The organism is Nitratidesulfovibrio oxamicus (assembly GCF_015731765.1).
Classification (GTDB): domain Bacteria; phylum Desulfobacterota; class Desulfovibrionia; order Desulfovibrionales; family Desulfovibrionaceae; genus Cupidesulfovibrio; species Cupidesulfovibrio oxamicus.
In genome coordinates, this window is sequence record NZ_VRYY01000066.1 from 1 (window position 1) to 25,584 (window position 25,584).

A 25,584-nucleotide genomic window follows, 5' to 3' on the forward strand; every position below is an offset into this window, starting at 1 on the left:
CCTGCCGCGCACTGCGTGGTGGTGCTGCTGGCGGCCATGGCGCTGTGCCTGCTGCGCCCCGACCCCGCCGGGGCACGGGCCGCGCTGACCGAGGCAGAGCAGGCCTGGCTTGCCGACAACCCCGACAAGCTCACCCTGTACTTCGACAAGAATTTTCCGCCCTACGAGATGCTTGGTCCGGAAGGCTCCTTCCAGGGTCTGGCAGCCGACGTGGTGGCCCTGGTCGAGCAACAGTTGGGAGCCCGTTTCGCCAAGGCACCGGCCCCGGACTGGCCCACCCAACTCGCTGCGCTGGAAAGCGGGAACATCGCCCTGGTCTCCGTCATAGTGCGCACCTCCGAGCGGGAGCTCTATGCGCAGTTCACGCCGCCGTACGCGGACATTCACACCGCCATCATCGCCCGTCGCGGGCAAGGCGCAGGCCGCCAGCTTTCCGACTTCGTGGGACGCCGCGTGGCCGTGGTGAAGGGCTACGTCACCGAAGCGTACGTCCGCAAGCACTCGCTGGACGGTCGCATAGAGGTGGTGACGGTGCCCAACGTGCAGACCGGCCTGCGCGACGTATCCTTCGGCGTTGTGGACGCCATGGTGGAAAACCTGGCCGTGGCGGCCCACTACATCGACAGGGAACAGCTGCCCAACCTGCAGGTGGTCGGCACCACCGACCTCGACTACCCGCTCAGCCTCGGCATCAGCAAAAAGTACCCCCTGCTGTGCAGCGCGGTGCTCAAGGCCTTTGCCGCCATCCCTCCGGACGAACTGGAGCGTGCCAAGGCCCACTGGGTACGGCTGGACACCAGGGGCGTGCTCACCCCGGACCAGCGCCGCATGCTGCGCGTGGCCGCCGTGGGAGCCGTGGTGACGGTGGCCTGGCTTGTCCTGGTCACCTGGGTGTTGCGGCGCAGACTGCGCGAAAAGGTGGACGCCCTCGACCATGCGCGCCGCAAGGCCGAGGAACAGTCCACCCGGCTGGCCCTGGTGCTGGCGGCCACCAACGCGGGCATCTGGGACTACGAACCGCAAACCGGCGCCACCTACTACAGCCCGGAATGGTACACCATGCTGGGACGGGAGCCCGACTCCCTCCCCCGCACCTATACGGGCTGGTTCAGCCTGATGCACCCGGACGATACATTACACACATCCAGAATACTTGATGAATACATGAAAGCCGGAGGCCGTGGCAGCTACGACTCGGAATTCCGCATGCGCCATGCCGACGGGGAATGGCGCTGGGTACTGGGCAAGGGCCAGGCCGTGGCCTGGGACGACGCGGGGCTCCCCACGCGCGTCATCGGCCTGAACATCGACATCCACAACCTGAAGCAACACCGCGAGGCCGCGCTGGAAAGCGAGCGGCGTTTCCGCACCATCTTCGAGAACGCGCCGTATGCCATCGTCATCAACCGCATGTCCGACGGGACCTACCTCGACGTGAACCGGGCCTTTCTGGTCTCGCAGGGCATGGACAGGGACGAGGTGCTGCGCGGCGACCCCTTGCACTTCTCCGGCATGTCCCCCGAAAAGGCCGAAGCCTTCCGCCACGCGGTGCGCACCCAGGGCGGCCTGCACAACGTGGAGAACGCGGCAAGGCGCGCGGACGGATCGTACAGGCACATCATCTTCTCCGCCGTGCCCGTGACCTTCGACGGAGAAGAGGCCATCCTGTCCATCACCGTGGACGTGACGGAGAAAAAAACGGCCGAAGAAGCCCTGAAAGCCAGCGAGGAAAAGTACCGCGCCATCTTCAGCAACGCACCCCTCGGCATCTTCCGCAGCCGGTACGACGGCGGGTTCCTGGATGCCAACCCCGCGCTGGCGCGCATGCTGGGCTATGCGGATCGCGAGGAAATGCTGCGCCTGCACGTGTCCCTGCCTGTACACCCCCACCCGGCACAACGCCGCCGCCTGCTGGACATGCTGCAGGCAAACCCCTCGGGTGTGCGCATGGAATGCCAGTTGCTGCGCCGCGACGGCGCCCCTTTCCACGCCATCGTCAACGCCTCGCTCCAACTCGACGCGGACGGCAGGCCCGGCTTTCTCGATGGCTCCATAGAAGACGTCAGCGAACGGAAACTGGCCGAAGAACAGCTGCGCCAGTCGGAGCAACGGTTCTTCCAACTCTTCCAGCTCAGCCCCGACGCCATCGTGGTGGCCCGGTTGACCGGCGACACCGTGCGGGACGTGAACCAGGCGTTCATCCGCATGTTCGGCTTCACGCGGGAGGAGGTGCTGGCCGCCCCTGCCAGCGAATTGCCCATCATGCCCCCCGGCACCTCGTTGCGAGAAGCCTACCAGCGGCTGCGGCGCGATGGAGAATTGCGCAACCATGAATTCCCCGCCCGGCACAAGGATGGCATGCCAATGAACTGCCTGCTGTCGTGCGCGCTGCTGCGCATCGACGGCGAGGATCACGTCATGGCCGTGCTGCGCGACATCACGCAGGTCAAGAAAATGCAGGAAGTGATCATCCAGACGGAAAAAATGGTCTCGCTGGGGGGCATAGCGGCGGGCATCGCGCACGAGATCAACAACCCCCTCGGCATCGTGCTGCAGGCGGCGCAGAACCTGGCGCAGCGCACCAGGCCCGACTTCGCCAAGAACGTGGACGTGGCGCGGAGCATGGGCCTGGATATGGAACTGCTGTCCCGCTACATGCGCGAGCGCAAGCTGGACGTGTTCCTGGGCGACATCCAGGCCGCCGCCCTGCGCGCCTCGGCCATCGTGCGCCACATGCTGGAATTCAGCCGCCGCAGCGAATCCAAGCGCAAGGTCTGCGACCTGCCCGGCGTGCTGCACCGGGCCCTGGCCCTGGCCCAAAACGACTACGACCTGAAAAAAAGTTATGATTTCAGAAATATAGACGTATCACTGCGCATGGAGGACGATCTGCCCACCATCAACTGCACGGAAACAGAAATCGAGCAGGTGGTCATCAACCTTTTGCGCAATGCGGCCCAGGCCATGGCCACGGCCGACCCGCCCGTGGAGTCACCGCGCATCGACATGGAGGTCACCGCCACGGCAGGGGGGGTGCGCGTGGTCATCACGGACAACGGTCCCGGCATGCCGCCCGAGGTGCAGCGCCGGGCCTTCGAGCCGTTCTTCACCACCAAGGCGCCGGGTGTGGGCACGGGCCTTGGCCTGTCGGTCTCGTACTTCATCGTCACCAAGGGGCACGGCGGGCAGATGGAAGTGGAGTCGGGGCCGGGCAGGGGTACCCGCTTCATCATCGAACTTCCCGCGGATGCACCCGCCACCGTTCCGCAGGAGGCCTCGGCATGACGTCTCCCCTCTGCGACACGTCCGCCCACCAACCGCCCATCGACCTGCTGATCGTGGACGACGAGGAGCCCATCCGCCGCCTGCTCATGGCCTATTTCGAAGACTTCGACGCCTTCTCCGTGCGCGCCGCCGCTTCCGGCGAGGAAGCATTGGAGGCACTGGCGGCCCGGCACGCTGACCTGTGCGTGGTGGACATGCGCCTGCCCGGAATGAACGGCGAGCAATTCATCCTGGAAGCGGCAGGCCGCGCTATGTGCCGCCATTTTCTGGTGCACACCGGCTCGGTGGACATGAACCCCGGACAGGCCCTGCGCGCCGTCGGGGTGGGGCGGGAAGACGTGTTCGTGAAACCCCACGACGCCGCACGCCTGGCGGAACGCATTCGCCATGTACTGGGCAGGCACGGCGTACACGACACGCCCCCCAGGGCCACGGAAGACACGAAAACCGAGGGGGACGCACGCCCTGCGGATGCCCCGGCAGACCTGAGGAATCCGCGATGAGCGTGCTGGTCATCGACGACGAGGAAAGATTGCGGCGCTCGTTGTGCGCCTTCCTCGAGGACATGGACTACGAACCGCTGGAAGCCGCCAACGGTCGCCAGGGACTGGAAGTGCTGGGGGCCAACCTGCCGCACGTCGAAGCGGCCATCGTGGACCTGAACATGCCGGTCATGGACGGCTACGCCTTCCTTGCCCGGGCGCGGGAACTGGCCCCCGACCTGCCCACCATCGTGCTGTCCGGCGTGGGCCTGGTGGAGGACGCCATCCGGGCCATGCGCGCAGGGGCATGGGATTTCATCACCAAGCCCCTGTACGATTTCGGCATCCTGCAACTGACCCTGGACAAGGTGCTGGAACGCGCCCGCCTGCTGCGCGAGAATCGCGCCTACCAGCAACGTCTGGAATGCATGGTGGGCGAGCGCACCGCCGAAATCGAGCGCACCCGCCGCCAGATCATCCAGCGGCTGAGCCGGGCCGCAGAATACAAGGACAACGAGACCGGCATGCACGTCATCCGGGTGGGCGAAATCAGCGCGCTGCTGGGCCGGGCCCTGGGCCTGCCGCAAGACCGTTGCGACATGCTGCGCCAGTGCGCGCCGCTGCACGACGTGGGCAAGATAGGCATCCCGGACAAAATCCTTTTGAAACCCGGCGCACTGGACGCAGGCGAATGGGATCTGATGCGCCGCCACTGCGCCTTCGGGTGCGAACTGCTGGGCCCGCTGGACAGGGACGAGGCGCGGGCCTCGTGCGCTTCGTACATGCTGCCACGCGGGGATGACGGCAACCCCTTCCTGGCCCTGGCCCGCATGCTGGCCTTGCTGCACCATGAACGGTGGGATGGCACGGGCTACCCTTTCGGGCTAAGGGGCGACGACGTCCCCCTGGAGGCACGCATCGTGGCGTTGGTGGACGTGTACGACGCCCTGCGCAGCGAACGCCCCTACAAGAGTTGCTTCACGCGCGAGGAATGCCGCGACACCATCTTGGCGGGTTCCGGCACGCAATTCGATCCGGACGTGGTACGGGCCTTCCAGGACAATCTTGACGCCATCGAGGGCATCCGCGAGCGGTGGGCAGGCTGACACCCGCAACGCGGCTTGCCATTCATGCCATGCCGCGCTACAGGCACGCCCACACCGCCGTACGTGCCCTGCGCCGGGCATCCGCCCCTTTTCCTCGGACTCTTCGGATACACGAGCATGATCGCCCCCCACCTTGACGACCACACCGTCTACATCGCCGCCGCCGGGTTCACCGCCGATCTCGTCCACGAACTCGAGGACCTGCACGGTGCGCGCGTGCTGGACGTGCGCGGGCGGCTGGTGGTGGCCGACGGCCCGCCCCGCCCTGCGGCATGGGCGCAGAACGTCTGGCTGGAACCCGTGACCATCCCCGTGGCCTCCATCGGCGATGCGGCCCGCAAGCTGAAGGGCATCCAGCGCAACTGGCACCTGCACGCCACCGGCCACCACCGCCGGGCCGCGCTGATTCAGGAACAACTGCCACGCGTGGCCGCCCGGCCCGTGGCGTTTGGCGATGCCCCGCCCACCGCCCCGCTGGGTTCCTGGACCCTGTGGGAGCCGGACCTGGTGCTGGCATCCGCCCGCTGCACCAGCCCCTTCCCAGACGGCGAACCGCGCTTCGAGGAAAACCGCACCGTGCCGCCCACCCGCGCCTACCTGAAGCTGTGGGAGCTGTTCACGCTCATCGGCAGGCGGCCCGCCCCCGGCGAACTGTGCCTGGACCTCGGCAGTTGCCCCGGCGGGTGGACCTGGGTGCTGGCGGAACTGGGGGCGCGCGTGTTCAGCGTGGACAAGGCGGACATCGCCCCGCACATCGCCGCGCACCCCAACGTGAACTTCTGCACCGGCAGCGCCTTTGGCCTGGACCCGCGCCACGCCGGGGCCGTGGACTGGCTGTTCTCGGACGTGATCTGCTACCCGGACAGGCTGCTGGCCACCGTGGGCCGCTGGCTGGAACTGGGGCAGTGTCGCAACTTCGTGTGCACCCTGAAGTTCCAGTCCGAGACGGATCATGCCACGGCGCGCGCCTTCGCGGCGGTGCCTGGGTCGCGCCTGCTGCACCTCGCCCACAACAAGCACGAGCTGACCTGGGTGCTGCTGCGCGACTGAAGCCCAAGCCGACTGCCGCACCCGCCGCCCCGATTTGCCTGCAAGGCGTCGCAGGGGCGCACCGCGCGCCTCTTCCGCCTGCCGCCAGGCACCATTCTTCCGCCCCGCCCCTTTTCCCCGTCCGCCCCGCACACGCCGCATGGCCAAGCGGCTTCCGCCCGTTGCGAGGGGGCCATTGCGTCATGCCGCCCACCGCAAATGAGTCCGGGGCGGAACCGTCTGCTGCTAAGGTTCCGCCCCGGGCTGCGGGGGGGGTATGGGCGTATGCTGTCGTGGGACACTTGCGGCGGGTGCACGCCGTGCCGGGAGTACCCGGCGAAAATCACTCGCAACCGGTCCGGCGCCTGCAGCCGCGCTGTCGCTATTGTGCTGCGCGGCGCTCAAGCACCTGCTCGAACGCGGTCTCGATGCGCTCCAGCAGTTCCTCCACCGGGCACGGCTTGAGCAGGTAATCGCTGGCCCCGGCGCGCATGGCGTCCAGGGCGATGTCCGTGTAGGCGTGCCCGCTCAGGATGATCACCGCCGGGTCTTCACCTCCGGCCTTGCGGATTTCGCGCAGCACGTCGCGGCCATCCATGTCGCCCAGTTGAATGTCCAGGATCACCACGTCCACGGCCTGCCGGGCCAGCCATTCCAGCGCGGCCTGGCCGCTGGCCACACCGTCCATGGTCACGCCGCGCTTGCGCATGCGGCGCAACAGCGCGTCGCGAAAGCCGTCCTCGTCGTCCACCAGCAGGATGCGGCAGCTTTTCAGCAGTTCCGGGCAGTCCATGTTCCCTCCCCCGGGCCTCGGCCCAAAAATTCCGCCAGCACCGGCAACCCGGCAAGCTCCGCGTCCGGCCCTATGCGCTGCGCGTTTCCGCAGGCTGGGCCCCGGTGCCTGGCAGGGTCACCACGTCGCCGGGCTGCACGTTCAGATCGTGCGGCACGCGGGCCACGCAGTCGCGCGCGGTGCATTCCACCACCCGCGCCTCACCCACCGGGGTGCCGTCGGGACGGCGAATGCTGCAACGCATGCCGGGGCTGGCCCCGTGCTGCACGCCCAGGCCGAAGGTGACGTCCTTGCCGCCGCCGTCGGGCGCGGGCAGCAGCTTGTAGATTTCGGCACTGCGCTCGGACAGCAGCACCCGGCTCCAGGCCCGGCCCAGCATGAAGTTGCCCAGCCCCGCCAAAAAGGCGAAGGGCAGCACCAGCGCGGACAGGCCGAAGGGGTCGATGCCGAACCAGCGGGTAAGCCGTTCCGGCGCATTGGCCTTCATGGTGGCCTCGTCGGGCCACACCACCACCGCAAAGATCAGCGTGGGGTTCTGCTTTTCGCCGTACTTGTCGTGCACGCGAATGACGTATTCGCCCGAGGCGGGGCTGGTCCCCACCTTGATGGCGCCGCGCCACATCTTTCCGCCCAGCCAGTAGCCGGAATAGATTTCGTAGGGCACAAGGCGCACCTGCCTGTCGTCCGTGCCGCCCTCGATGACCATGTCCTCTATGGTTTCGGTCTGCGGCGGCAGCGGCCCGCTTACCGGGTATTCGCCGCCGGGCAGCGCGTCGGTGCGGTTGAAGCCTTGCTGCATCCTGCCCGCCAGCCCGTCCACCAGACTGAGCGCGCAGACCAGCAGCAGCAGCAGCGCCACCTTTCCGGAACGCCGGTGCAGGCGCGCCAGGTGCACCGACCTGGTCACGCCTGGCCCCGGGCGCGCAGCCAGCGTTTGGCGCACCAGCCCAGCACCAGCGAAGGCACCAGCACCGCGAAGAACGTCTTGAAGAATACCGGGGTGAATTCGTCCGGCACGAACGAGGCACGGTACATGCCCGCGCACACCGCCGCGATGGCCAGCAGGTTCATGGTCAGCACCAGCAACTTGTGGGCCACGGTGGTTGCGTAATCCATCTGGTCTTCCACGGTGTCGCTCCTTGTCTTGATGTCAGCCGGGCTTCTTCCGCCCGTTCCGACCCGCCATCGCGTCATCCGTACAGGACAGTGCGCGGTGATGGCGGGGCGGAAGGGGGGGAAGCGGCGGGACCGTGTCCGGCCCCGCCGCCGTTGGCTACTTCTTGAAGATGTCGGTTCTGGAGATGTTCATGAAGCGCAGGGACACGCCCTCGGCCTTGTAGTACACGCGCACTTCGTCGCCGGCGTCCCAGGTGGAATCGGGCAGGGCGAAGTATTCGTCAGGCAGCGAGATGGTGCACAGCATCTTCTGGCGACCGGAGTAGATGGTCACGGTCTTCTTGTCGCGGTCCACCATGGGGAACTTCTTCGCGGTTTCCGTGGCCTTGTCGTACACCAGCGGATGGTTGCGGTCGATGTTCTCCTGCAGGTCCACCATCTTGAACGCGATGTCTTCGAACGCCTGGGTCTTGGTGTTGAAGATGCGGATGACGTTGGCCTTGGTGTCCAGCTTCATGCGCTGGCCAGCCTTGGGCTCCGGACCCATTTCGGCGGGATCCGCGGGCAGCTTGTAGGTGTGCGGGGGCAGGATGGAATAGTCAGGGTTCAGCGGCTCCATGGCCTTGTCCTGGATCAGGGTGACGGTTTTCGCGTTCTTGTCGTATGCGATCACCCGGCCCTGGTCCACCTTGCCGTATTCACCGCAGCCCACGAGGCCGAGGGGCAGCGCCACCACGAGCAGCATCAGCAGAAAGCGTCTCATATGTTTTCTCCTTCTCTCGTGCGCGGCGCGGCTAGGCGGCCTTCTTGCGGGCCAGTTCCATCTTCACGCCCTGAACCATGCGGATGAAGATGTACAGCGACATGCAGGACACCAGGCCCAGCACCAGTATGGTGGCGCCGGTATCCAGCACGCTCTTGAACTGGGGCAGCCAGGGCTGCACGAGCTTCATCATGATCGAAAGCGCGCAGCCGACAACGGCCAGGCCGAAGGCGATGCGGATGCCGTAACCCTTGATGTACTTGGTCGCCACCGCGCCCACCTGCGCGCCCACCGAGGCGCCCACCAGCATGATCATGGCGGCCACGAGTTCGGTGCGGCCCTTGTAGGTGTAAGTGGCGGCGCCGTACAGGCCGGAGATCATGACTTCGAACAGGTCGGTGCCGACGGCCACGTGGGTCGGGCAGCCGATGAGGTAGATGAGGGCGGGCATGCGGATGAGACCGCCGCCGATGCCCAGGATGCCCGCCAGCCAGCCGGTGGCGAAGCTGACGAAGATGGGCAGCCACGCGGAGCAGTAGATGCCGGCTTCCTTCAGGTGCACCATGGGGGGAATCTTGATCTTGTGCAGGGTCTTGTGCCATTCGACGCCCGTGGTGCCCGCGGCCAGCGTTTCACCGCGCGCGGCAGCCTGGCGTTCCTTTTCGCGGCGCTTGGCCACGTCATGGAAGACCATCCACGCGATCAGGGTCAGCAGGCCGATGTAGATCCAGCGCACGACCTTTTCGACGTTGCCCATGCGCTCGAGCCACATGACCATCTGTGCGCCCACTTCGAAGCCCACGACGGTGCCCACCAGCATGATCATCCCCAGCTTGTAGTCCACGTTGCCGAACTTGCCGTGGCGCATGGTGGAGATGAGCGACTTGCCCGCCATGTGGGCGATGTCCGTCCCGATGGCGAAGGCCATGGGGAAGCCGAGGATGTTCAGGCCGGGGGTAACCATCCACGCCCCGCCCATGCCGAAGAAGCCGCCGATGATGCCGACGCCCACGCCGAGAATGATCAGGCCGGGCCAGAAGATCTTAACGCCCGCGATGGGCATGAGGATATAGAGCCATTCCATCGTTGTTCTCCTTTGGTGCGGGCGCGGCCTAGTGCTCGGCCAGTTCGCGGGACTTCAGGTCGATGCCGATCCAGTTCATCACGATGTCGGCAAGCACGCCGAAGATCACGCCCACCAGCGGGATCAGGATGATGGTAAGCGTGGTGAACTGGACATGACTCTCGTTGTACAGGTTGGCCCACCAGGCCATCACGCCGTCCAGTTTGCGGGTGTCGGCCACGATGACCACGGGTGCGCCACCACCGCCAGCGGCCAGCGCCAGGCCGGGAATGGCCAGCACGAACGTCAGCAGCGACATGAACAGCGTCTTGATCCTTCTCATGTGCATCCTCCAGGTTGCGGGCAGCCCTGCCGCCCTTTTCGGCTCCCGCCTCCGGCCCGTCCTCGCGTCTTGCGATCCCGTCCGGCGTCGGAGCCCGCCTTTGTGTCCACCCGCACCCCCCCTTGGAGTGCGGTTTTGGTCCTGTCCATTGCGCGGTTGATGCCGCGCGACCCGAGGAAAGCAAGCCGCGTGCCATACATTTTAACATGCTGAATTTAAATGTATAATTCCATTTCGCGCAAGTTGCGCTTGCACGATCGCGCAAAGCCTTGTACATAATTTCTCAACTGCCGCATGGCAAAGTGCGCCCCACATTCGCCAGCCGTTTCGCCTCGTGCCTCCCGTTGCGAAACACGGGGAAACATCCCGCAAGCAGGGACGTTCACCCCTGGCGCATGCAGTGGGCCTGCACCGATGCGGCTGCCCGAAATGGACCTGCGTCGCCGGATGCGCCCCCGCCCCGGCGCCATGAACGACGATCCGCCCGGCGTCCCGGTCCCGATACGGGCGGTCATCGCCCCGCACTCACGACAGGGAGAAGGCATGCGTTATTACAGGCCGCCGCTGTTCGGCACGCTGTTCCGCCTGGAAGGCAATTTTTCGGAATGGAGCATCGCCAAACGGCTGCTCTTCGCGGCGTTGCCCGCATTCATGCTGTTGCTGATCATCAGCGGGGCCATATCCCACCGCATCTCCCAGAACTTCCTGCACGATGCGCTGGGGCGCAGTTCACTGCTGGCCACCCTGTCCCAGGCCCACGAGATGGAGCAGGTGCTCCAGCAGGCCCGGCGCGAACTGCTGTACCTTGCCCGTACCGACATTTCGCCGGCCTCGCTGGCCCACCACCTGCGCACCCGCGCCGAGACCATGGGCACCCTGTATCGCGAAATCGCCTACCAGGGTTCCACGCCGGACAACCGCATGGTGTTGCTGAACACCGGTCGCGACGTGTGGATGGTGCCGCTGGAGCAGGCGCTGGCCACGCGGTTCGGCCCGCTGACACGCCAGAACACGCAGGAACCCAAGCCCGGCTTCGTGCGCATTTCCGCCCCCACGGAGGTCGTCTACCCCTCGGTGCCCACGGCGGGCACGGTGCAGGGGCTGTCCATGCACGTGCTGCGGCTGACCACGCCCGTGCTGGACGCCGCGGGCAACCAGACCGGCCTGCTCACCTTGTCGGTGGACATGCTGGCCCTGCGCAACGTGTTGTCGGTGTACGCATCGCGCCGCTCTCCGCTGTACATCTTTCCGGAAGAAACGGAGAAGCACCGAAGCTTCTTCTTCGACGCGCACGGCTGGATACTGTTCCAGTCGGAATCGCCGGAACATCCCAACCTGGACCTGTCCACCGACACGGTGCGCTCCGGCATGCGCGGCGACTTCGGACGCTCCGGCTTCGAGGCGGCCTTCCGTCCCAACCCGGAGCAGGAACGGTACTGGGGCATGGTGACGGAGGTGCAGTCCGGCAATTCGGGCCAGAGCCGCCTGGGCACCATGCTGGAAGACCCCTCGCCCATGAACCGCGCCTTCTACATAAGCTACGCGCCGGTCACCTTCAGCGAAGGCCCCGGCGCCAGCACCGTGGTGGTGGGCGGCATCGCCTACACCGACACCAGCTTCCTGGCCATGGCCGCGTCCTACAAGCTGTACGGGGCGCTGTTCGTGTTCGGACTGTGCGCCAGCGCGGCGGCGGCGTTCATCCTGGGCATGCTGGGGCGCGGCATCGCCGGGCCGCTGCACCGCATTGCCGAAGAAACCAGCGGCAAACTGGAATCGGGCGACCTTGCCCCCATAGATATGGGCCGGGTTCACCCCGAGGCCGCAGCCCTGCTCCAGATCACCAACGAGATGCTGGCCGCCCTGCAGGCGCGCAATGAAGAATTGCGCCTGCGCGAAGAACACATCCAGTCCACCCGGCGGCGGCAGCGGGTATGCCTGGACACGGAAATCGCGCAACAGCAGCCGCAAAGCCAGCTTTCGCCCCAGGACACCATGCCCGGCATCGTGGGCACCAGCGAATCGGTGCGCAGCCTGCGTGGCATGATCCGCAAGGCCGCAGGCGTCGAGGCCGACGTACTGATCATCGGCGAGACGGGAACCGGCAAGGAACTGGCCGCCGAGGCCATCCACATGACCAGCGACCGCGCGGGCGGGCCGTTCATCTCCATCAACTGCGGGGCCCTGGACGAAAACCTGCTGCTGGATGCCCTGTTCGGGCACGTGAAGGGGGCGTTCTCCGAGGCGCGGGGCGAGCGCAAGGGCGCCTTCGTGGCCGCAGACGGCGGCACGCTGCACCTGGACGAAATCGGCAACGCCTCGCCCAAGGTGCAGCAGGCCCTGTTGCGCGCCCTGTCGGTGCGGCGCATCCGCCCCCTGGGCAGCGACGACGAACTGCCCTTCGACGCGCGCATCATCGCCGCCACCAACGTGGACCTGAAGGAATGCGCCCGCCAGGGCACCTTCCGCGAAGACCTGTACTACCGGCTGGCGGTGATCACCATCAATACCCCGCCCCTGCGCGACCGGCGCGAGGACATCCCCGCCCTGGCCGACTACTTCCTGAAGCAGGCCGCGCAAACCCTTAAGCGCCCGGCCATGGGCCTTTCGCGCGGGGCGCTGGAAAAATTGCTGGCCTACGGCTGGCCGGGCAACGTGCGCGAAGTGAAGAACTGCATCACCCGCGCCGTGGCCTTTGCCGAAGGTGACACCCTGTACGCCGAGGACCTGCGCTTTGGCGCGGAACTGGACCCCACCCTGTCGCACGGGGCCCTGCTGCCGCCAAGTCCGGTCCCGGCCCATGCAGGCCAGCCCCCCTACCCGCAGGGCGCCATGCCCCAGGGGCACGGCCAGCCCGTCGCCCCTTACCCCGGCGACGGTGCCGCCTATGCCGTCCCGTACGGCGCCCAGACACCGCAAGGCATGCCCGGGGCATCCGTTGGCGCGCCCATGTCCGCGCAGACGGGGGGTACCATGTACGACCCGGTCAGCGGGCGCATCGTGGCCACCGGATCCGGCAACGGCGGGCAGGACTGGTCGGACGCCGCCATGCACGGTGCGCGGGCAAGGGGTGACCGCGCGGGCAGCACCCCCGGCGGCGGACGCCCCACCCGCAACGGCCAGGACGGCGCAACCACGCAACCGCTTTCCACGCTGAACCCGCGCCAACGCGCCGCATGGGAATTCATCAGCCGCAACGGCGGCATCACCCGCACACAGTACCAGGACATCGTCGGCAACGAGATACCCGTGCGCACCGCGCAGTACGACCTGCAGGACATGGTGCGCAAGGGCTTCATCCGCAAGGTGGGCAAGGGTCCCGCCACCCGCTACGTGCTGACGGATGGCGGCGCGCCGACACCGTCACGGAGGTAACCCATGCTGGCCGCGCCGCCGCCCGTATCACTGCTGGAACGCCTGCGCTGGCTGTTCGGCCACAGGCGCACCGTGGACGCTGAATCCCGCGAGCGGGTCATGCGGGTGTTCCGCGCCCGCTACGCCCACTTCAAGGACCTGCTGGACTCCAACGCCGAGCTTGCGCGCATTCTTGCGGACATGGACGAGAAGATGGCGGGGTGTACCCTGTTCGGGGCCACCTGGCTGCGCTCTCAGGCCACGCGGGCCGTGTTCCACGCCATGCGCATGGCCACCGCGCTCAATGCCATCTCTGGCGACGCCTACTCCTCCCTGCCCGGCGTGGTGGAGCGCATCAACGCGGACATCACCGAACTGCTGGAAAGCCGCCCCCAGGCCACGGTGGAGGCCTACGCCCTGCCCTTTGCCGCCATCAACGGCGACATGGTGGATTGGGTTGGAGGCAAGTGCGCCAATCTCGGCGAACTGACCTCGCGCGTGGGGGTGCCCGTGCCACGCGGCTTTGCCATAACCACCCGCGCCTACTACGCCTTCATGGAGCATGACGGGCTGATGGGCGAAATACGCAAAAGATTGCGCGATGTGGATCCCCAGGACCCGGAAAGCGTGCTGGACGTGGCCGACGACATCCAGGCCCTGTTCGCCGCCGCCACCGTGCCGCCGGACGTGGTGGACGCCCTGCACGCCGCCTGCGACGAGGCTTTCGGGACCGATGCCGATACCGGGGTGGATGGCGCCGCGCTGCGCCTGGCCGTGCGCTCCAGCGCACTCAGCGAGGACAGCCACGTGTCCTTCGCAGGGCAGTATCTTTCGGTGCTCAACGTGAGCCGCGACGGCGTGGTGGCTGCGTGGAAGCGGGTGGTGTCCAGTCTGTTCATGCCCCAGGCCATCGTGTACCGCCTGCATCAGGGCATCACCCTGGACGCCAGCGCCATGGCCGTGGCCTGCATGGAAATGGTCGATTCCGTGGCCGCCGGCGTGCTGTTCACCCGCCACCCGGTGGACCTGCTGTCCGACTCCATGGTCATCAACGCCGCATGGGGACTGGGCGCAGCCGTTGTGGACGGTGAAATGGAACCGGATACCTGGCTGTTCAGCCGCGAGGATGCCCCACGCCCGCTATCGCGCAACGTGGCCTGCAAGGCGCATCGCCTTGCACCCGGCGACGATGGACGCCTGCGCGAGGAAGACGTGCCCGCACCACAGCGCGACACCCCCTGCCTGACCGACGCCCAGGCCGACGAACTGGCCCGAATCGGCATGCGGGTGGAGTCGCACTATGGCGTGCCGCAGGACGTGGAATGGGCGCTTGACCCTGCCGGACGGTTGCTGCTGCTTCAGGCCCGCCCGCTGACCACCACCCCGCGCGGCGAAGCGCGCACCACCCCGCTCATCAAAGGCTACCCGGTACTGCTGCACGGCGGCGAACCCGCCTGCCCCGGCGTGGGCTGCGGTCCGGTGGTGCAGCCCGCCAACGCCGAGGAACTGGCCCTGTTTCCGGAGGGCGGCATACTGGTGGCCACGCACTCCTCGCCCTCCTACGTGCTGGTCATGCAGCGCGCCCAGGCCATCGTGGCCGAGGCGGGCAGCATTACCGGGCACATGGCCTCGCTGGCGCGGGAATTCGGCGTGCCCACCATCGTCAACGCGCCCGGAGCCATGGCCGCGCTGCCCGTGGGCACGCAGGTGACCGTGGATGCCTTTTCCTGCCGGGTCTACCAGGGCCGGGTGGAGGAACTGCTGCCCCTGCGCGAGGAACGCGCCGTGTGCCTGCGCGACACGCCCATCCACAACCTGCTCAAGCAGGTGGCCGCGCTGATCTCGCCCCTCAACCTGCACGACCCCAAGGCCAACGATTTCACCCCCGCCGCGTGCCGGACCATCCACGACGTGATGCGCTTCGTGCACGAACTGTCCTATGCCCACATGTTCCAACTGTCGGACACCGTCTCCGTTGCCGGGGCGGTGGCCGTGGAAATGAAGGCCCGGGTGCCGCTGGACCTGCACGTCATCGACCTGGGCGGGGGCCTGGCCGAGGTTGACGGCCCCTACGTGTGGCCGGAGCAGGTCACGTCAGCCCCGTTCAGGGCCCTGCTGGACGGCATGCTGGACCCGGACGTGCACCAGAGCGGGCCGCGCCCGGTGGATGTCAGCGGCTTCCTGTCCGTCATGAGCCGCCACATGATCGAGCCGCCCACCATGCACGGGCAACGCTTCGGCGACCGCAGCTATGCGCTGATCTCCGACAAGTACCTGAATTTCAGTTCACGCGTGGGGTACCATTACGGGGTACTGGACGCCTACTGCGGCCAGACCATGAACAAGAACTACATCACCTTCCAGTTCAAGGGCGGGGCGGCGGACGAAACGCGCAAGAACCGCCGGGTGCGCTGCATCGGCATCATTCTGGAATCCATCGGATTCCACGTCGAGGTGCGAGGCGACATGGTCACGGCCCGCTACCAGAAGTTCGCGGCGCCGCAGATCGCCGAGCGGCTGGTGAAGCTGGGGCGGCTGCTCATCGTTACCCGCCAGTTGGACATGCTGATGGTGGACGAGGCGGCGGTGCAGCGCTTCGCGGACAATTTCCTGCAGGGGCGCTACCACTAGGGCAGACGCAAAACAATCACGCAAGATCCGCGCCGCGCGACAGCACCTGCGCAACTGGCTTGCGCGAAAAACAAAACCCCCGGCATTCCAATGGAATACCGGGGGCTTTCATGTGCATGCACAAACCAGAATGCGCAAACACCTTCGGTGTACACCCACAAAAATATGTTGGCTATTCCTTTTCGCCCGTGGACAGTCCGGCCCGAATGCGTTCGACAAGCCCGGTGGTGGAAAATCCGGGCAGCAAGGGCAGGCTGAGCACCCGCCCGCCCCGGGCCTGCACGATGTCGCGGCCCACGATGCGGTCCACGGACCAGTCGCCGCCCTTCACCAGCACATCGGGCTGAACTTCCGCGATGAGCGCGTGGGGGGTGTCCTCGTCGAACTCCACCACGTAGTCCACGCTGGCCAGATGCGCCAGCACGTAGGCCCGCACCGCAAAGGGATTCACCGGACGGTCTGCACCCTTGCCTTGCCGGCGCACCGAGGCGTCGGAGTTCAGCCCCAGCACCAGCAGATCGCCCTCGGCGCGGGCGCGAGCCAGCAGGTCCACGTGGCCGGGGTGCAGGATGTCGTAGCAGCCGTTGGTGAACACCACCCGCTGCCCGGCGGCGCGGCGGGACGCCAGCAGGCCGGGCAGCGCGGCGCGGTCCACAACGGCGGGATGGCTCAGGTCGGGGTGTGATGCTTTCATTGATGACTCCAGAGGCTGCCCGGCACGCGGTGGGCATGCGCCGGACGGAAATTGGGCAGTGGTCGCACGCTGAACGGGAACGGAAGCCGGGCAGCACCACGAAGCGGCGTACCGCTCAGGGCGGAACCACACAGGATGCGCCCCGTGGCGGAATGGGCCTACCGCCCCGTTACCCCTTCATGCGCAGGGCCGCGCAATCGCCGAACAGCACCAGTTCCGCCCAGTCGTAGGCAAAGTCCAGGCGGGCTTCCTCGTCGTCCAGCACCTGCCGCTGGCGGGCCGCGTCGATGTCCAGCCGGTCGAACAGCGCCACGCCCCGGATGAAATCGGCAAAGCGGTCCAGCTGATAGCACGCCAGCAACACCATGGTGGCCTGCTTGGGGCTGATGGCCGCACCCTGTCGCTTGCAACGCGCCATGAGGCGCATGTAGCGGTCGTTGGAGACATTGTACGGCTCCAGCCCCTGATCGGCCAGCCAGGTGGCGCTGGACCACTGGCCGGATTCGTCGAAGCCCCTGCAGTGCTCCTCGCGCACCACGAAGAACTGCTCCACCACGTTGCCCGCCTCGTCTTCCTTGGTAGCCCGGCCCAGCGGATAGGTGCGGCAGGCTCCGGAACGGTCGGGATACACGGTGCACCCGGCATCGCTGACGAACGGGCACAGCTTCAGCGGGTGGTCGCTCATGCGCAGGAACAGGGCCGGAAAGCCGGTGTCCGGATACTGGCCCACGCGGGCATGAGTGTTGATGAACTCCTCGCTGCCCATGCCCAGATTGCGGCGCAGCCGCAGCACGTCGTACGGCGTGAGCGGCATGTTCAGGTCGGAACAGCAGGCGTTGAAGCAGCGCACGCCGGGATGGCAGGCGAATTGAAACGTCTGGCCCGCGTGCAGTTCCGGCAGGCTTTCCAGAAAGGCCTGGGTCTCGTCGCCCTGCGCGACTTCCGCACCAGTCGGGCCGCATCCGCTACACTTGTTCGTCTCGCCGGTCATCGTCGCCTCGCTTGGCAGTGCGTCGGATGTCCGGCGCGGTCGTCAAAAAAGCCAAAGGGTACCTGGCTACCCTCACCATCAAACAATTCTAGAGTCTGCCCACTCGAAGCGAGCAAGCCCTCTCCGCACGGCCTGCCCGAGGGTGTCGCACGCCATGCGAAAGGCGGACGCATCGTTCGGGGCAAGGCGCACGGGTAAACGCCGACGCAGGCGTAGCAGCGCTACGTCAAGGAAGGCGTTTGCCCGCGCAACGCGGCACCGGGCGACGCGCCCCGCCTTGCAGCGGCGTGCGTCGCCCTCGGGTAGGCTAGAAGTTGAGTCGGTCGCGCACTCCGCCCATGATCCTCGACGCCTCGGCGCGGGCGCGGGCGTCCCCGGCCTCCAGGATGTCCTGAATGCCCTTGGGGTTGGCCAGCAGGGCGGCGCGGCGCTCGTGCAGGGGGCCCAGGAAGGCGCCCAGGTTTTCGAGGAAGATCTTCTTGCAGTCCACGCAGCCCAGCGAGGCAGAGGTGCAGCCCTGGCGGATTTCGGCCTGCTGTTCCGGGCTGGCCATCAGCTCGTGGTACGGGAACAGGTTGCACACGTCGGGGTTGCCGGGGTCGCTCTTGCGCAGGCGGTTGGTGTCGGTGAACATGCCGCGCACCTTGGGGGCGATTTCCTCCATGGTGTCGCGCAGGTAGATGGCGTTGCCGTAGCTCTTGGACATCTTGCGGCCATCAAGGCCGGGACACTTGGCCGCCGGGGTCAGGCGCGCTTCCGGCTCGGGGAAATAGTCGCCGTACAGGAAGTTGAAGCGGCGCGCGATTTCGCGGGTCAGTTCCAGGTGGGGCAGTTGGTCCTGGCCCACGGGCACCCACTTGGGGTGGTAGATCAGGATGTCGGAGGCCATCAGCACCGGGTAACCGAGAAACCCGTAGTTGCCGAGGTCCTTGTTGACCACTTCCTGCTTCTGTTCCTTGTAGGTGGGGTTGCGTTCCAGCCAGCTCACCGGGGTGATCATGGACAGTATGAGGTGCAGTTCCGCATGCTCCTTGATGTGCGACTGCTGGAACATCACGCACTTTTCCGGATCGAGGCCCGCGGCAACCCAGTCGGTGACCAGTTCGGGCACGAACTCGCGGATGCGCGAAGGATCGGCGTAGTCGCTGGTCAGGGCGTGCCAGTCGGCCACGAAGAAGAACGCCTCCATTTCATGCTGCATCTCGACCCAGTTCTTCAGCACGCCGAAGTAGTGGCCAAGGTGCAGCGGCCCGGTGGGGCGCATGCCGGAAACGGTGCGTTTGTCAGGGGTGGTCATGATCTGTCGATCCTCCGGGAGGGAATGGGATGTCGAAATATGCGATGCACGGGCGGCGCGAAGGATCCGCGCGGGCTCGGCACAACGCCGCCCGGCCATGCGTGGGCCACGGCAGGACGGCGAGCAGAAGCGGACGATGCGGCCACGCGAGCCGTCCGGGGCTGCGGGCCTGCGGATTCAGGCACTGCGGCGCGGGACAACGGGAAGCGTTAGTCCAATCCCACCAGCCACAGCACGAACGCCTGTGAATACTGCACCAACGGAGACAACACGGGAAACAGCATCCCGGTCGCCAGCAACACCACCAGCAGGAGCAGCCCGTAGCGTTCCATCTTCTGGTAGTGCCAGCTGATGGAGCGCGGCAGGACGCCAGCGAGAATGCTGCCGCCGTCCAGCGGCGGAATGGGAATCAGGTTGAACCATGCCAGCATGAAGTTCACCTTGATCCCGATGAAGAACATGTACAGGAAAAAATCGTATACCCCGTTGCCGCCCCACAGTTCCACGGGCAAGGCGAGTGTAAGCAGGCGCAGGCACAGGGCGAACCCCAGGGCCACCAGCATGTTGGTCAGCGGACCGGCCACGGACACCAGCGCCATGTCGCGCCGGATGGACTTGAAATACCGGGGATTCACGGGCACGGGCTTGGCCCAGCCGAGAATGAAGGGACTGGTAAGGGCAGTGAAGACGAACAGCAGCGAGCCCATCACGTCCAGATGCGGCAGGGGATTCAGGGTCAGCCTGCCCAGCATCTTGGCGGTGGGGTCGCCGCGCTTCCACGCGGCCCAGCCGTGCGCCACCTCGTGGCAGACCATGCCGAGCAGCATGGGCACGAAGGCGGCGGCCAACAACTTGACCTTGGCGGCAATATCGGTTTCGAGCATGACCCCAGCGGCTACCACGAAGGCGGGGGCAGGGCAAGGGGCCTGCGGTTTCGCGGGCCTTGCGCCCATTGCGCCCATTGCGCCCGTTGCGCCCGTTGCGGCGGTGGCGGCGTTCACGACAGTCGCTGCAATCGGAACCGGAGGCGGCAGCCCCGGCTGCGAATCCGATACGCAGGCCGCGCACTCTGGATGGATGCGGCAGGCAGATGCCGGGGCATGCCGGGGTCCGGTCGCGCGGGGCTACCCTGGCGCGCCCCGCCCCAAGGCCCGCTCTATGGCGCAGACCAGTTCCTCCATCTCGCACGGCTTCAGCAGGTACCCTGCCGCGCCAAGGCGCATGCCCTCTCGGGCTTCCTCCGCGCCGCCGTGGCCGGTCAGCATGATCACGGCCATTTCCGGGGCCATGCGCCGCACCACGCGCAGCAGTTCGAAGCCGTCCATGTCGTCCATCTTCAGGTCGAACACCGCCGCATCATAGGCGGCGCCGCGCAGGGTGCGCAGGGCATCGGTGCCGCTGCCCGCCGTGTCCACCACGTAGCCGCGCCGGGACAGACGCTTCTGCATCACCCGGATGAAGCCCGCCTCGTCGTCCACCAGCAGCAGCCGGATGGGGGCCGCGGCACTGCCGGGCCCGGAGCCGGCTTCCGCATCGGAAGGCGAACCCGGCGAAGAGGTGTTGGGGGGGGTCTCGCTCATCAGGTATCCTTGCTGCCCCCGCCGGGGGGCGTCGTGCCGGGGGCTGCAGGCGTTCCGCGTGGCGGACTCGGCGCCGGGCAGGCAGAGGTCAGGCGTCCCCCGCCAGCCAGAAACACGCCCCCCTGCGGGGCAGGCGCCGCGTGTACGGCAGGGTCGAACGGCGGCAGCAGCACCTGAAAGGTGGTGCCCACCCCCACGATGCTGCTCACCTTTATCTCGCCGCCCATCTTGTGGATGATGCCGTAGCAGATGGACAGGCCAAGGCCCGTGCCCTTGCCCACCGGCTTGGTGGTGAAAAACGGATCGTAGATGCGTTGCAGGATGGCCTCCGGCATGCCGGGGCCGGTGTCGGCCACGTTCACGGCCACCATGCCGGTGTCGCTCATCAGGGTGGCCACCTTCAGGGTGCCGCCGGAGCCTTCCATGGCGTCGAAGGCGTTGTTGAACAGGTTCAGGAACACCTGCTGCAACTCGGAAGGCGAGGCGGCCACCGGCGGCAGCCCCTCCGCCATGGCCACCACCACGTGGACGCTGACGGTGCGGGCCTTCTGGCCGGAAAGCTCCACCATCTCGGCGACCATGGCGTTGATGTCCACGTCGTGCACCTCGCGGTCGGAACGGCGGGCGAAGCTGAGCAATTTGTGGGTGATGTCGCGGCAGCGCACACCCTGGGTGCGGATCTGGCGTGCGCTGTCGCCTATCTCGCGCACGGCGTCCTGCTCCTGCAACTCGCCCAGCACGTCCTCTATCCAGCCCGCCTCCTCCATCATGATGGCCACGGGGTTGTTGATCTCGTGGGCGATGCCCGCCGCCATCTCGCCCAGGGCCGACAACTTGCCCGCCTCCACCACCTGGGCATTGAGGGCGGCCATTTCGCGTTCCAGCCCGTCGATGCGCTCGATGATGCGCTGGGCCAGGAACATGCCCAGCACCAGCACCGCTATGGAGGCCAGCCCCAGCACAAGGAACAGGGTGCGCTGGGCCGCGTGCAGCCCTTGCAGCGCCTCGCGCGAGGACTGCTGGAACACCAGTATCCAGTCGCCGCCCTTCAGGCGCGACATGGCGTAGACCATGTCGCCTTCCTCGAAGGCGCGGTCCTGGTCCATGCCCGCGATGCCGCCGCCGAACACCCTGCGGGCGAATTCCGCCAGTTGCGCGCCGTCGCCCGCCGAATGACGACCGCCGGACGTCTGGAACGCCCCGTCCCGGTTGATGATGCAGGCCTGGCCCGTGGACCCCACGCGGACGTCCTCCACCAGCGAGACGAAGCTGGCGAAATCGATGGTGGAACGCAGGATCCACGCCCTGCCGTTCACCATCAGCTTTACGGCCACGATGAAATGGGGCGACTTGCGCACCCCCATGAACACGTCGCTGATGAACACATCGCGCGCGCCAGCCTGCAAAAACCAGTTTTCGCGCGAATAATCTGTGCCTTCAAGGCGATGAGGACCGGCGTAGACCCTCTGGATGCCGGTATCGTCCACCATGCCGAGGTCCACGTACACGCCGCCATAGGCGCTGCGCATGGCTTCCAGCTTGCGGTTCAGGTTTGCGGGTTCCAGCAGCCCCGCGCCCTGTGCCTCCACCAGCATCTGCACGCTGGCAAGACGTTCATGCAAAAAATCGTCGATCTTCTGGCTGTGCCGGTCGGCTATTTCGCGCGCCTGTCCGAAGACCATCTCGCGGAAGGACACCCCGAGGTGCAGGTTCATGACCCCCAGGATCAGCACCAGCGGCAGCACCGACGCCACCAGGATGCCCATGTAGATGAGCCGGTTCAGCGCAACGCGGCGGCCGACGGGGAACAGGGAATCCGGCATGGGCACCTCTGTGGCTGGCGCTGGGCGGGTACGACTGCGGCACTGGAATGATGCCGCCGGGCCGGGCAGCCACGGCTGCGCAATCTGCAATCGCGCAGACGGCGAGCGCGAACCACCCGCCTGCCGGGCAGACCGCCCCCCTGCACACCCGCAAACCGCCCCGCAGGGCAGAAAAAAAACAGGGCGGGCCGCGCCGGGCAGCGCGGGCAGGCGCACGCGGCACGCAATCCGCGTGACGGCTGCACGGCGCGGCTATTGCGCAATATCGCGCAAGCCGAGACCCGCCCCACAGGGTAAAAGCAAGGGGCATGCCATTTGCGCGAAGAATGCGGGGCGGATGCGCCGCCACCGACTGGTGCTGGCGAAAAGGAGAAAGGGAAGGAGAAGCAGGGCGCTACGTTCGCTTTGCGATGGCCAGCGCCACCTTGGCCTTCAGTTCCGTGAGGTCCACGGACTTGACCACATAGTAGTCCGCCACCACCGACTTCAGGTCGTGCTGGAAGGAATCGTAGGCGGTGGAAAGAATGACCGGCAGGGCGGGTTCGCCCCGGCGGATTTCCTGCAGCAGGTCCAGCCCCGAAAGGTCCGACCCCAACTTGATGTCCAGCACCACCACCAGGGGCTTTTCGCGGGCCACCACGTCGAGGATGGGTTCGCGCCCGTCGGACACGGCCACGGCATAGCCTTCGCTCTCCAGTTCTTCCTGGTACAGCATGCGGATGTGCTTTTCATCGTCCACGACAAGAATCTTCTTGGCCGACATGGTTCACCTCCGAAGGCTCGGGACGCTGGGGGGATGACGGGGGAGGGCTGCGGGGTGCCGCGCCCGCCCCTCGTTGCGTCCGTGCACACAGGCGCACCCGCGCGCGGGCACACGGACTCACAGGGACACGGGGCACAGGGGGCCGCGCGGGAAGCACGCCCCCGCACGCGGGCGGCAGGCTGTCCCCGGACCTTCGCCAAGGATAGTACAGGCACGCGGTGAAGACAAGCAACCCGCCCCGACGGCATGGCATCTTCACCCTGAAAGGCTGATGGGGCTCGCGGCCCGGCCGACCGAGTCGCGCACCAGCCCCGTACCCGGCCCCGCCGCAGGAGCCCGCCCCGCCGCACCTTGTCATCAGGACACAAACGGGTATGGTGCGCTTCCGGTACGCGGCCCGGGCGCCGCCGTGGAAAACGTTGCGGTCGCGCCCCTCCCCCGAACCCTCACCAAAGACGGGATCATGGAACACACCCCGGAAACCATCCCCGGCGAACGTCGCACGTTCGCTCCGCGCACCATCACGGTGCGTCTGCAACCCAAGGAGCAACTGCTGACCATGCCGCGCGAGAAGACCGTGCTGCAGGTGCTGCGCAAACTGGGCATCCGCCCCACCACGGCCATCGTGGTGCGCGACGGCGGCCTGCTGACCCCCGACCGCGAAGTGCTGCCGGATGATGAATTGCTGATCCGCATTGTCACTTCAAGTGGATAACACGTGACGTGATTTTGTGCTCTGGCAAGGAAGACGATTTTTTGTGCAGGGAACGTACTCTTCTTGTACGTGACCGGAACAAAAAATGAAGTCTGACGCGTTGCTCTCGATGTCCGTAGGCCTCGCAAGCTCGCCCAACGGCCACGCCACGCGCCCTTCGGGTCGGTCCGCCAGAGGGCAAAAACTCGTCGCTGCCAGCTGTGGCCGGCGCCCTTCAGAACGGGCACCGCATGCACCGCAACCCGAAAGGATCACACACCATGAAATGCAAACGCTGCAAGGAGACCGCAGTCGTCTCCCTGCCCAGCCATCATACCGGCTTCTGCGCCGATTGCTTCCTGCTGTTCTTCACCCGGCAGGTAGAGCGCGGCATCAAGGAACGCAAGCTGTTCACCCATGACGACCGCATCCTGGTCGCCCTTTCCGGCGGCAAGGATTCGCTGAGCCTGATGCTGGAACTTTCGCGGCTGGGCTACGACGTCACCGGCCTGCACATCGACCTTGCCATTCCCGGTTCCTCGCCCGCCGCGCGCGGAGTGGTGGAACGCTTCTGCGAAAAGCACGGCCTGAACCTGATCGTGAAGGAAATGGGAGCCGAAGGGCTGGCCATTCCCGACGTGAAGGCCCGGTTGAACCGGCCTGTGTGTTCGGCCTGCGGCAAGATCAAGCGCTATTTCTTCAACAAGACCGCGCTGGACGAAAAGTTCACCGTGCTGGCCACCGGCCACAATCTGGACGACGAGATCGCCCGGCTGTTCAGCAACACCCTGCGTTGGGACGTGGCCTACCTGAGCGACCAAGGCCCGGACCTTGCCGCCGACGGCGGCTTTGCCCGCAAGGTGAAGCCCCTGTGGAGGCTTTCGGAATTCGAGACCGCCAACTACGCCTTCCTCATGGGCATCGAACACCACTACGCCCCCTGCCCTTACTCCGGCGGGGCCAGCTTCACCTTCTACAAGAAGCTGTGGACCGACCTTGAGGAAGAAATGCCCGGTCGCAAGCTGGACTTCTATCAGGGCTTCCTTGAACGGGGCCGCCCCGTGTTCGCCCGTGCCGACAACGAGGACGGCGTGGACCTGAGCGGCTGCACCCGCTGCGGCTACCCCACCTCCAACGAGGTGTGCGGTGTGTGCCGCATCCGCGATGCCCTGCGCGACAAGCCCGTCGGGGCGGACGGGGCCGAAGAGGCGAAATAGCGATAAGGGCAACGGGGAAGGAGCACCTGCCTCCTTCCCCACTTTTCATGCTATCACTCCTGAAATCCACGCCCCCCCGCGCCCTCCTGCCGATTGCCTTCCTTCCTTATTCCCGCGACGGCCTTTCCGTCGCGGGGGCTGGTGGGGACAGGATGCAAGGAATTGCGAGTTGCTGGGGCCGGGCAAGGCGGCGCGGGGTTTTCGCGCGGAGATCGGCAGCCGTTAGCTGAGCGCAACGAGCGAATCTTACGGCTGGCGACCGCAACGCGCAAAGTGCTCCTTCCCCCGGCAACTCCCCCTTCCGAATATTTCCACCCCAACCCGCGCCGCCATGACCAAGCCCTGCCCCGCCGTCAGCGTCGTGCTGCCCGTCTGGAACGCCGCCGCCACCCTGTCCGCCACGCTGGAAAGCCTGCTGGCGCAAACCGGCGCGGACTTCGAGGTGCTGGCCGTGGACGACGGCTCCACCGACGCCACCCCCGACATCCTCGCCGCATTCGCCGCGCAGGACGCCCGCATCCGCCCGGCGCGGATCGCCCACGGCGGCATCGTGGCCGCGCTGA

At 66.7% G+C, this 25,584-nt stretch carries 22 protein-coding genes; 9 read left to right on the forward strand and 13 right to left on the reverse strand.

What is annotated here, in order from left to right; translation table 11 throughout:
* The 4 genes from FVW20_RS03055 to FVW20_RS03070 all read left to right on the forward strand — a co-directional run.
* The coding region (locus FVW20_RS03055; protein ID WP_196608246.1) for a PAS domain S-box protein at positions 1-3,285 on the forward strand (3,285 nt) is incomplete at its 5' end.
* A complete protein-coding gene (locus FVW20_RS03060; protein ID WP_196608247.1) occupies positions 3,282-3,788 on the forward strand; it encodes a response regulator in 507 nt (168 codons plus the stop codon). The genes FVW20_RS03055 and FVW20_RS03060, both read left to right, overlap by 4 nt.
* On the forward strand, positions 3,785-4,873 hold the full coding sequence (locus FVW20_RS03065; RefSeq protein ID WP_196608248.1) for an HD domain-containing phosphohydrolase: 1,089 nt from the start codon (positions 3,785-3,787) through the stop codon (positions 4,871-4,873). Before FVW20_RS03060 ends, FVW20_RS03065 begins: the two co-directional genes overlap by 4 nt.
* Before the next feature lie 117 nt (positions 4,874-4,990).
* Positions 4,991-5,923 carry an SAM-dependent methyltransferase gene (locus FVW20_RS03070; RefSeq protein WP_196608249.1) on the forward strand — a complete coding sequence of 311 codons (933 nt, stop codon included), beginning with the start codon at positions 4,991-4,993 and terminating at the stop codon, positions 5,921-5,923.
* Between the two features lie 361 nt (positions 5,924-6,284).
* On the opposite strand, the gene FVW20_RS03075 is transcribed toward FVW20_RS03070, so the two are convergent.
* The 6 genes from FVW20_RS03075 to FVW20_RS03100 form a co-directional block, all read right to left on the reverse strand.
* Positions 6,285-6,695: a response regulator gene (locus FVW20_RS03075; RefSeq protein WP_196608250.1), complete on the reverse strand. Its 411-nt coding sequence runs from the start codon at positions 6,693-6,695 to the stop codon at positions 6,285-6,287.
* A gap of 70 nt (positions 6,696-6,765) precedes the next feature.
* Positions 6,766-7,602, reverse strand: a complete 837-nt coding sequence (locus tag FVW20_RS03080) for a hypothetical protein (RefSeq protein WP_196608251.1) — start codon at positions 7,600-7,602, stop codon at positions 6,766-6,768.
* The gene (locus FVW20_RS03085) at positions 7,599-7,823 is read right to left on the reverse strand and encodes a hypothetical protein (RefSeq protein WP_155860552.1); all 225 of its coding nucleotides are present in this window, start codon (positions 7,821-7,823) and stop codon (positions 7,599-7,601) included. Before FVW20_RS03085 ends, FVW20_RS03080 begins: the two co-directional genes overlap by 4 nt.
* Before the next feature lie 145 nt (positions 7,824-7,968).
* Positions 7,969-8,574 carry a DUF4881 domain-containing protein gene (locus FVW20_RS03090; RefSeq protein WP_196608252.1) on the reverse strand — a complete coding sequence of 202 codons (606 nt, stop codon included), beginning with the start codon at positions 8,572-8,574 and terminating at the stop codon, positions 7,969-7,971.
* 31 nt (positions 8,575-8,605) lie between these two features.
* Positions 8,606-9,658 carry a sulfite exporter TauE/SafE family protein gene (locus FVW20_RS03095; protein ID WP_196608253.1) on the reverse strand — a complete coding sequence of 351 codons (1,053 nt, stop codon included), beginning with the start codon at positions 9,656-9,658 and terminating at the stop codon, positions 8,606-8,608.
* A gap of 28 nt (positions 9,659-9,686) precedes the next feature.
* Positions 9,687-9,980, reverse strand: a complete 294-nt coding sequence (locus tag FVW20_RS03100) for a DVU0150 family protein (protein WP_196608254.1) — start codon at positions 9,978-9,980, stop codon at positions 9,687-9,689.
* Between the two features lie 543 nt (positions 9,981-10,523).
* Here FVW20_RS03100 and FVW20_RS03105 point away from each other — a divergent pair.
* Both FVW20_RS03105 and FVW20_RS03110 read left to right on the forward strand, forming a co-directional pair.
* The gene (locus FVW20_RS03105; RefSeq protein ID WP_196608255.1) at positions 10,524-13,352 is read left to right on the forward strand and encodes a sigma 54-interacting transcriptional regulator; all 2,829 of its coding nucleotides are present in this window, start codon (positions 10,524-10,526) and stop codon (positions 13,350-13,352) included.
* A 3-nt stretch (positions 13,353-13,355) separates the two neighbouring features.
* Positions 13,356-15,962 carry a PEP/pyruvate-binding domain-containing protein gene (locus FVW20_RS03110; protein WP_196608256.1) on the forward strand — a complete coding sequence of 869 codons (2,607 nt, stop codon included), beginning with the start codon at positions 13,356-13,358 and terminating at the stop codon, positions 15,960-15,962.
* A 172-nt stretch (positions 15,963-16,134) separates the two neighbouring features.
* On the opposite strand, the gene rfaE2 is transcribed toward FVW20_RS03110, so the two are convergent.
* The 7 genes from rfaE2 to FVW20_RS03145 form a co-directional block, all read right to left on the reverse strand.
* Positions 16,135-16,656: a D-glycero-beta-D-manno-heptose 1-phosphate adenylyltransferase gene (gene rfaE2, locus FVW20_RS03115; RefSeq protein WP_196608257.1), complete on the reverse strand. Its 522-nt coding sequence runs from the start codon at positions 16,654-16,656 to the stop codon at positions 16,135-16,137.
* A gap of 169 nt (positions 16,657-16,825) precedes the next feature.
* Positions 16,826-17,647: a YkgJ family cysteine cluster protein gene (locus FVW20_RS03120; RefSeq protein WP_196608258.1), complete on the reverse strand. Its 822-nt coding sequence runs from the start codon at positions 17,645-17,647 to the stop codon at positions 16,826-16,828.
* A 307-nt stretch (positions 17,648-17,954) separates the two neighbouring features.
* The gene (gene trpS, locus FVW20_RS03125) at positions 17,955-18,944 is read right to left on the reverse strand and encodes a tryptophan--tRNA ligase (protein ID WP_196608259.1); all 990 of its coding nucleotides are present in this window, start codon (positions 18,942-18,944) and stop codon (positions 17,955-17,957) included.
* Positions 18,945-19,153: 209 nt separating this feature from the next.
* Positions 19,154-19,828 carry a site-2 protease family protein gene (locus FVW20_RS03130; protein WP_196608260.1) on the reverse strand — a complete coding sequence of 225 codons (675 nt, stop codon included), beginning with the start codon at positions 19,826-19,828 and terminating at the stop codon, positions 19,154-19,156.
* 240 nt (positions 19,829-20,068) lie between these two features.
* Positions 20,069-20,524, reverse strand: coding sequence for a response regulator (locus FVW20_RS03135; RefSeq protein ID WP_196608261.1), 456 nt, complete (start codon positions 20,522-20,524; stop codon positions 20,069-20,071).
* A complete protein-coding gene (locus FVW20_RS03140; protein ID WP_196608262.1) occupies positions 20,524-22,347 on the reverse strand; it encodes a sensor histidine kinase in 1,824 nt (607 codons plus the stop codon). Before FVW20_RS03140 ends, FVW20_RS03135 begins: the two co-directional genes overlap by 1 nt.
* 394 nt (positions 22,348-22,741) lie before the next feature.
* Positions 22,742-23,110: a response regulator gene (locus FVW20_RS03145; RefSeq protein ID WP_196608263.1), complete on the reverse strand. Its 369-nt coding sequence runs from the start codon at positions 23,108-23,110 to the stop codon at positions 22,742-22,744.
* A gap of 463 nt (positions 23,111-23,573) precedes the next feature.
* Between FVW20_RS03145 and FVW20_RS03150 the strand changes: the two genes are divergently transcribed.
* From FVW20_RS03150 to FVW20_RS03160, 3 genes are all read left to right on the forward strand, one after another.
* A complete protein-coding gene (locus FVW20_RS03150; protein ID WP_196608264.1) occupies positions 23,574-23,825 on the forward strand; it encodes a ubiquitin family protein in 252 nt (83 codons plus the stop codon).
* A gap of 260 nt (positions 23,826-24,085) precedes the next feature.
* Positions 24,086-25,021 carry a PP-loop family protein gene (locus FVW20_RS03155; RefSeq protein ID WP_196608265.1) on the forward strand — a complete coding sequence of 312 codons (936 nt, stop codon included), beginning with the start codon at positions 24,086-24,088 and terminating at the stop codon, positions 25,019-25,021.
* 331 nt (positions 25,022-25,352) lie between these two features.
* Positions 25,353-25,584 (forward strand): glycosyltransferase family 2 protein (locus FVW20_RS03160; protein WP_196608266.1); only part of this gene is annotated, 232 nt, incomplete at its 3' end.

Bases quoted from the DNA above. Each gene is read 5' to 3' on its own strand.
- FVW20_RS03110 (WP_196608256.1), top strand. From the start codon at position 13,356: ATGCTGGCCGCGCCGCCGCCCGTATCACTGCTGGAACGCCTGCGCTGG.
- FVW20_RS03120 (WP_196608258.1), bottom strand. From the start codon at position 17,647: ATGACCGGCGAGACGAACAAGTGTAGCGGATGCGGCCCGACTGGTGCG.
- FVW20_RS03100 (WP_196608254.1), bottom strand. From the start codon at position 9,980: ATGAGAAGGATCAAGACGCTGTTCATGTCGCTGCTGACGTTCGTGCTG.
- FVW20_RS03105 (WP_196608255.1), top strand. From the start codon at position 10,524: ATGCGTTATTACAGGCCGCCGCTGTTCGGCACGCTGTTCCGCCTGGAA.
- FVW20_RS03060 (WP_196608247.1), top strand. From the start codon at position 3,282: ATGACGTCTCCCCTCTGCGACACGTCCGCCCACCAACCGCCCATCGAC.
- FVW20_RS03075 (WP_196608250.1), bottom strand. From the start codon at position 6,695: ATGGACTGCCCGGAACTGCTGAAAAGCTGCCGCATCCTGCTGGTGGAC.
- FVW20_RS03155 (WP_196608265.1), top strand. From the start codon at position 24,086: ATGAAATGCAAACGCTGCAAGGAGACCGCAGTCGTCTCCCTGCCCAGC.
- FVW20_RS03140 (WP_196608262.1), bottom strand. From the start codon at position 22,347: ATGCCGGATTCCCTGTTCCCCGTCGGCCGCCGCGTTGCGCTGAACCGG.
- FVW20_RS03065 (WP_196608248.1), top strand. From the start codon at position 3,785: ATGAGCGTGCTGGTCATCGACGACGAGGAAAGATTGCGGCGCTCGTTG.
- FVW20_RS03135 (WP_196608261.1), bottom strand. From the start codon at position 20,524: ATGAGCGAGACCCCCCCCAACACCTCTTCGCCGGGTTCGCCTTCCGAT.
- FVW20_RS03130 (WP_196608260.1), bottom strand. From the start codon at position 19,828: ATGCTCGAAACCGATATTGCCGCCAAGGTCAAGTTGTTGGCCGCCGCC.
- FVW20_RS03095 (WP_196608253.1), bottom strand. From the start codon at position 9,658: ATGGAATGGCTCTATATCCTCATGCCCATCGCGGGCGTTAAGATCTTC.
- rfaE2 (WP_196608257.1), bottom strand. From the start codon at position 16,656: ATGAAAGCATCACACCCCGACCTGAGCCATCCCGCCGTTGTGGACCGC.
- FVW20_RS03090 (WP_196608252.1), bottom strand. From the start codon at position 8,574: ATGAGACGCTTTCTGCTGATGCTGCTCGTGGTGGCGCTGCCCCTCGGC.
- FVW20_RS03145 (WP_196608263.1), bottom strand. From the start codon at position 23,110: ATGTCGGCCAAGAAGATTCTTGTCGTGGACGATGAAAAGCACATCCGC.
- FVW20_RS03070 (WP_196608249.1), top strand. From the start codon at position 4,991: ATGATCGCCCCCCACCTTGACGACCACACCGTCTACATCGCCGCCGCC.
- trpS (WP_196608259.1), bottom strand. From the start codon at position 18,944: ATGACCACCCCTGACAAACGCACCGTTTCCGGCATGCGCCCCACCGGG.
- FVW20_RS03150 (WP_196608264.1), top strand. From the start codon at position 23,574: ATGGAACACACCCCGGAAACCATCCCCGGCGAACGTCGCACGTTCGCT.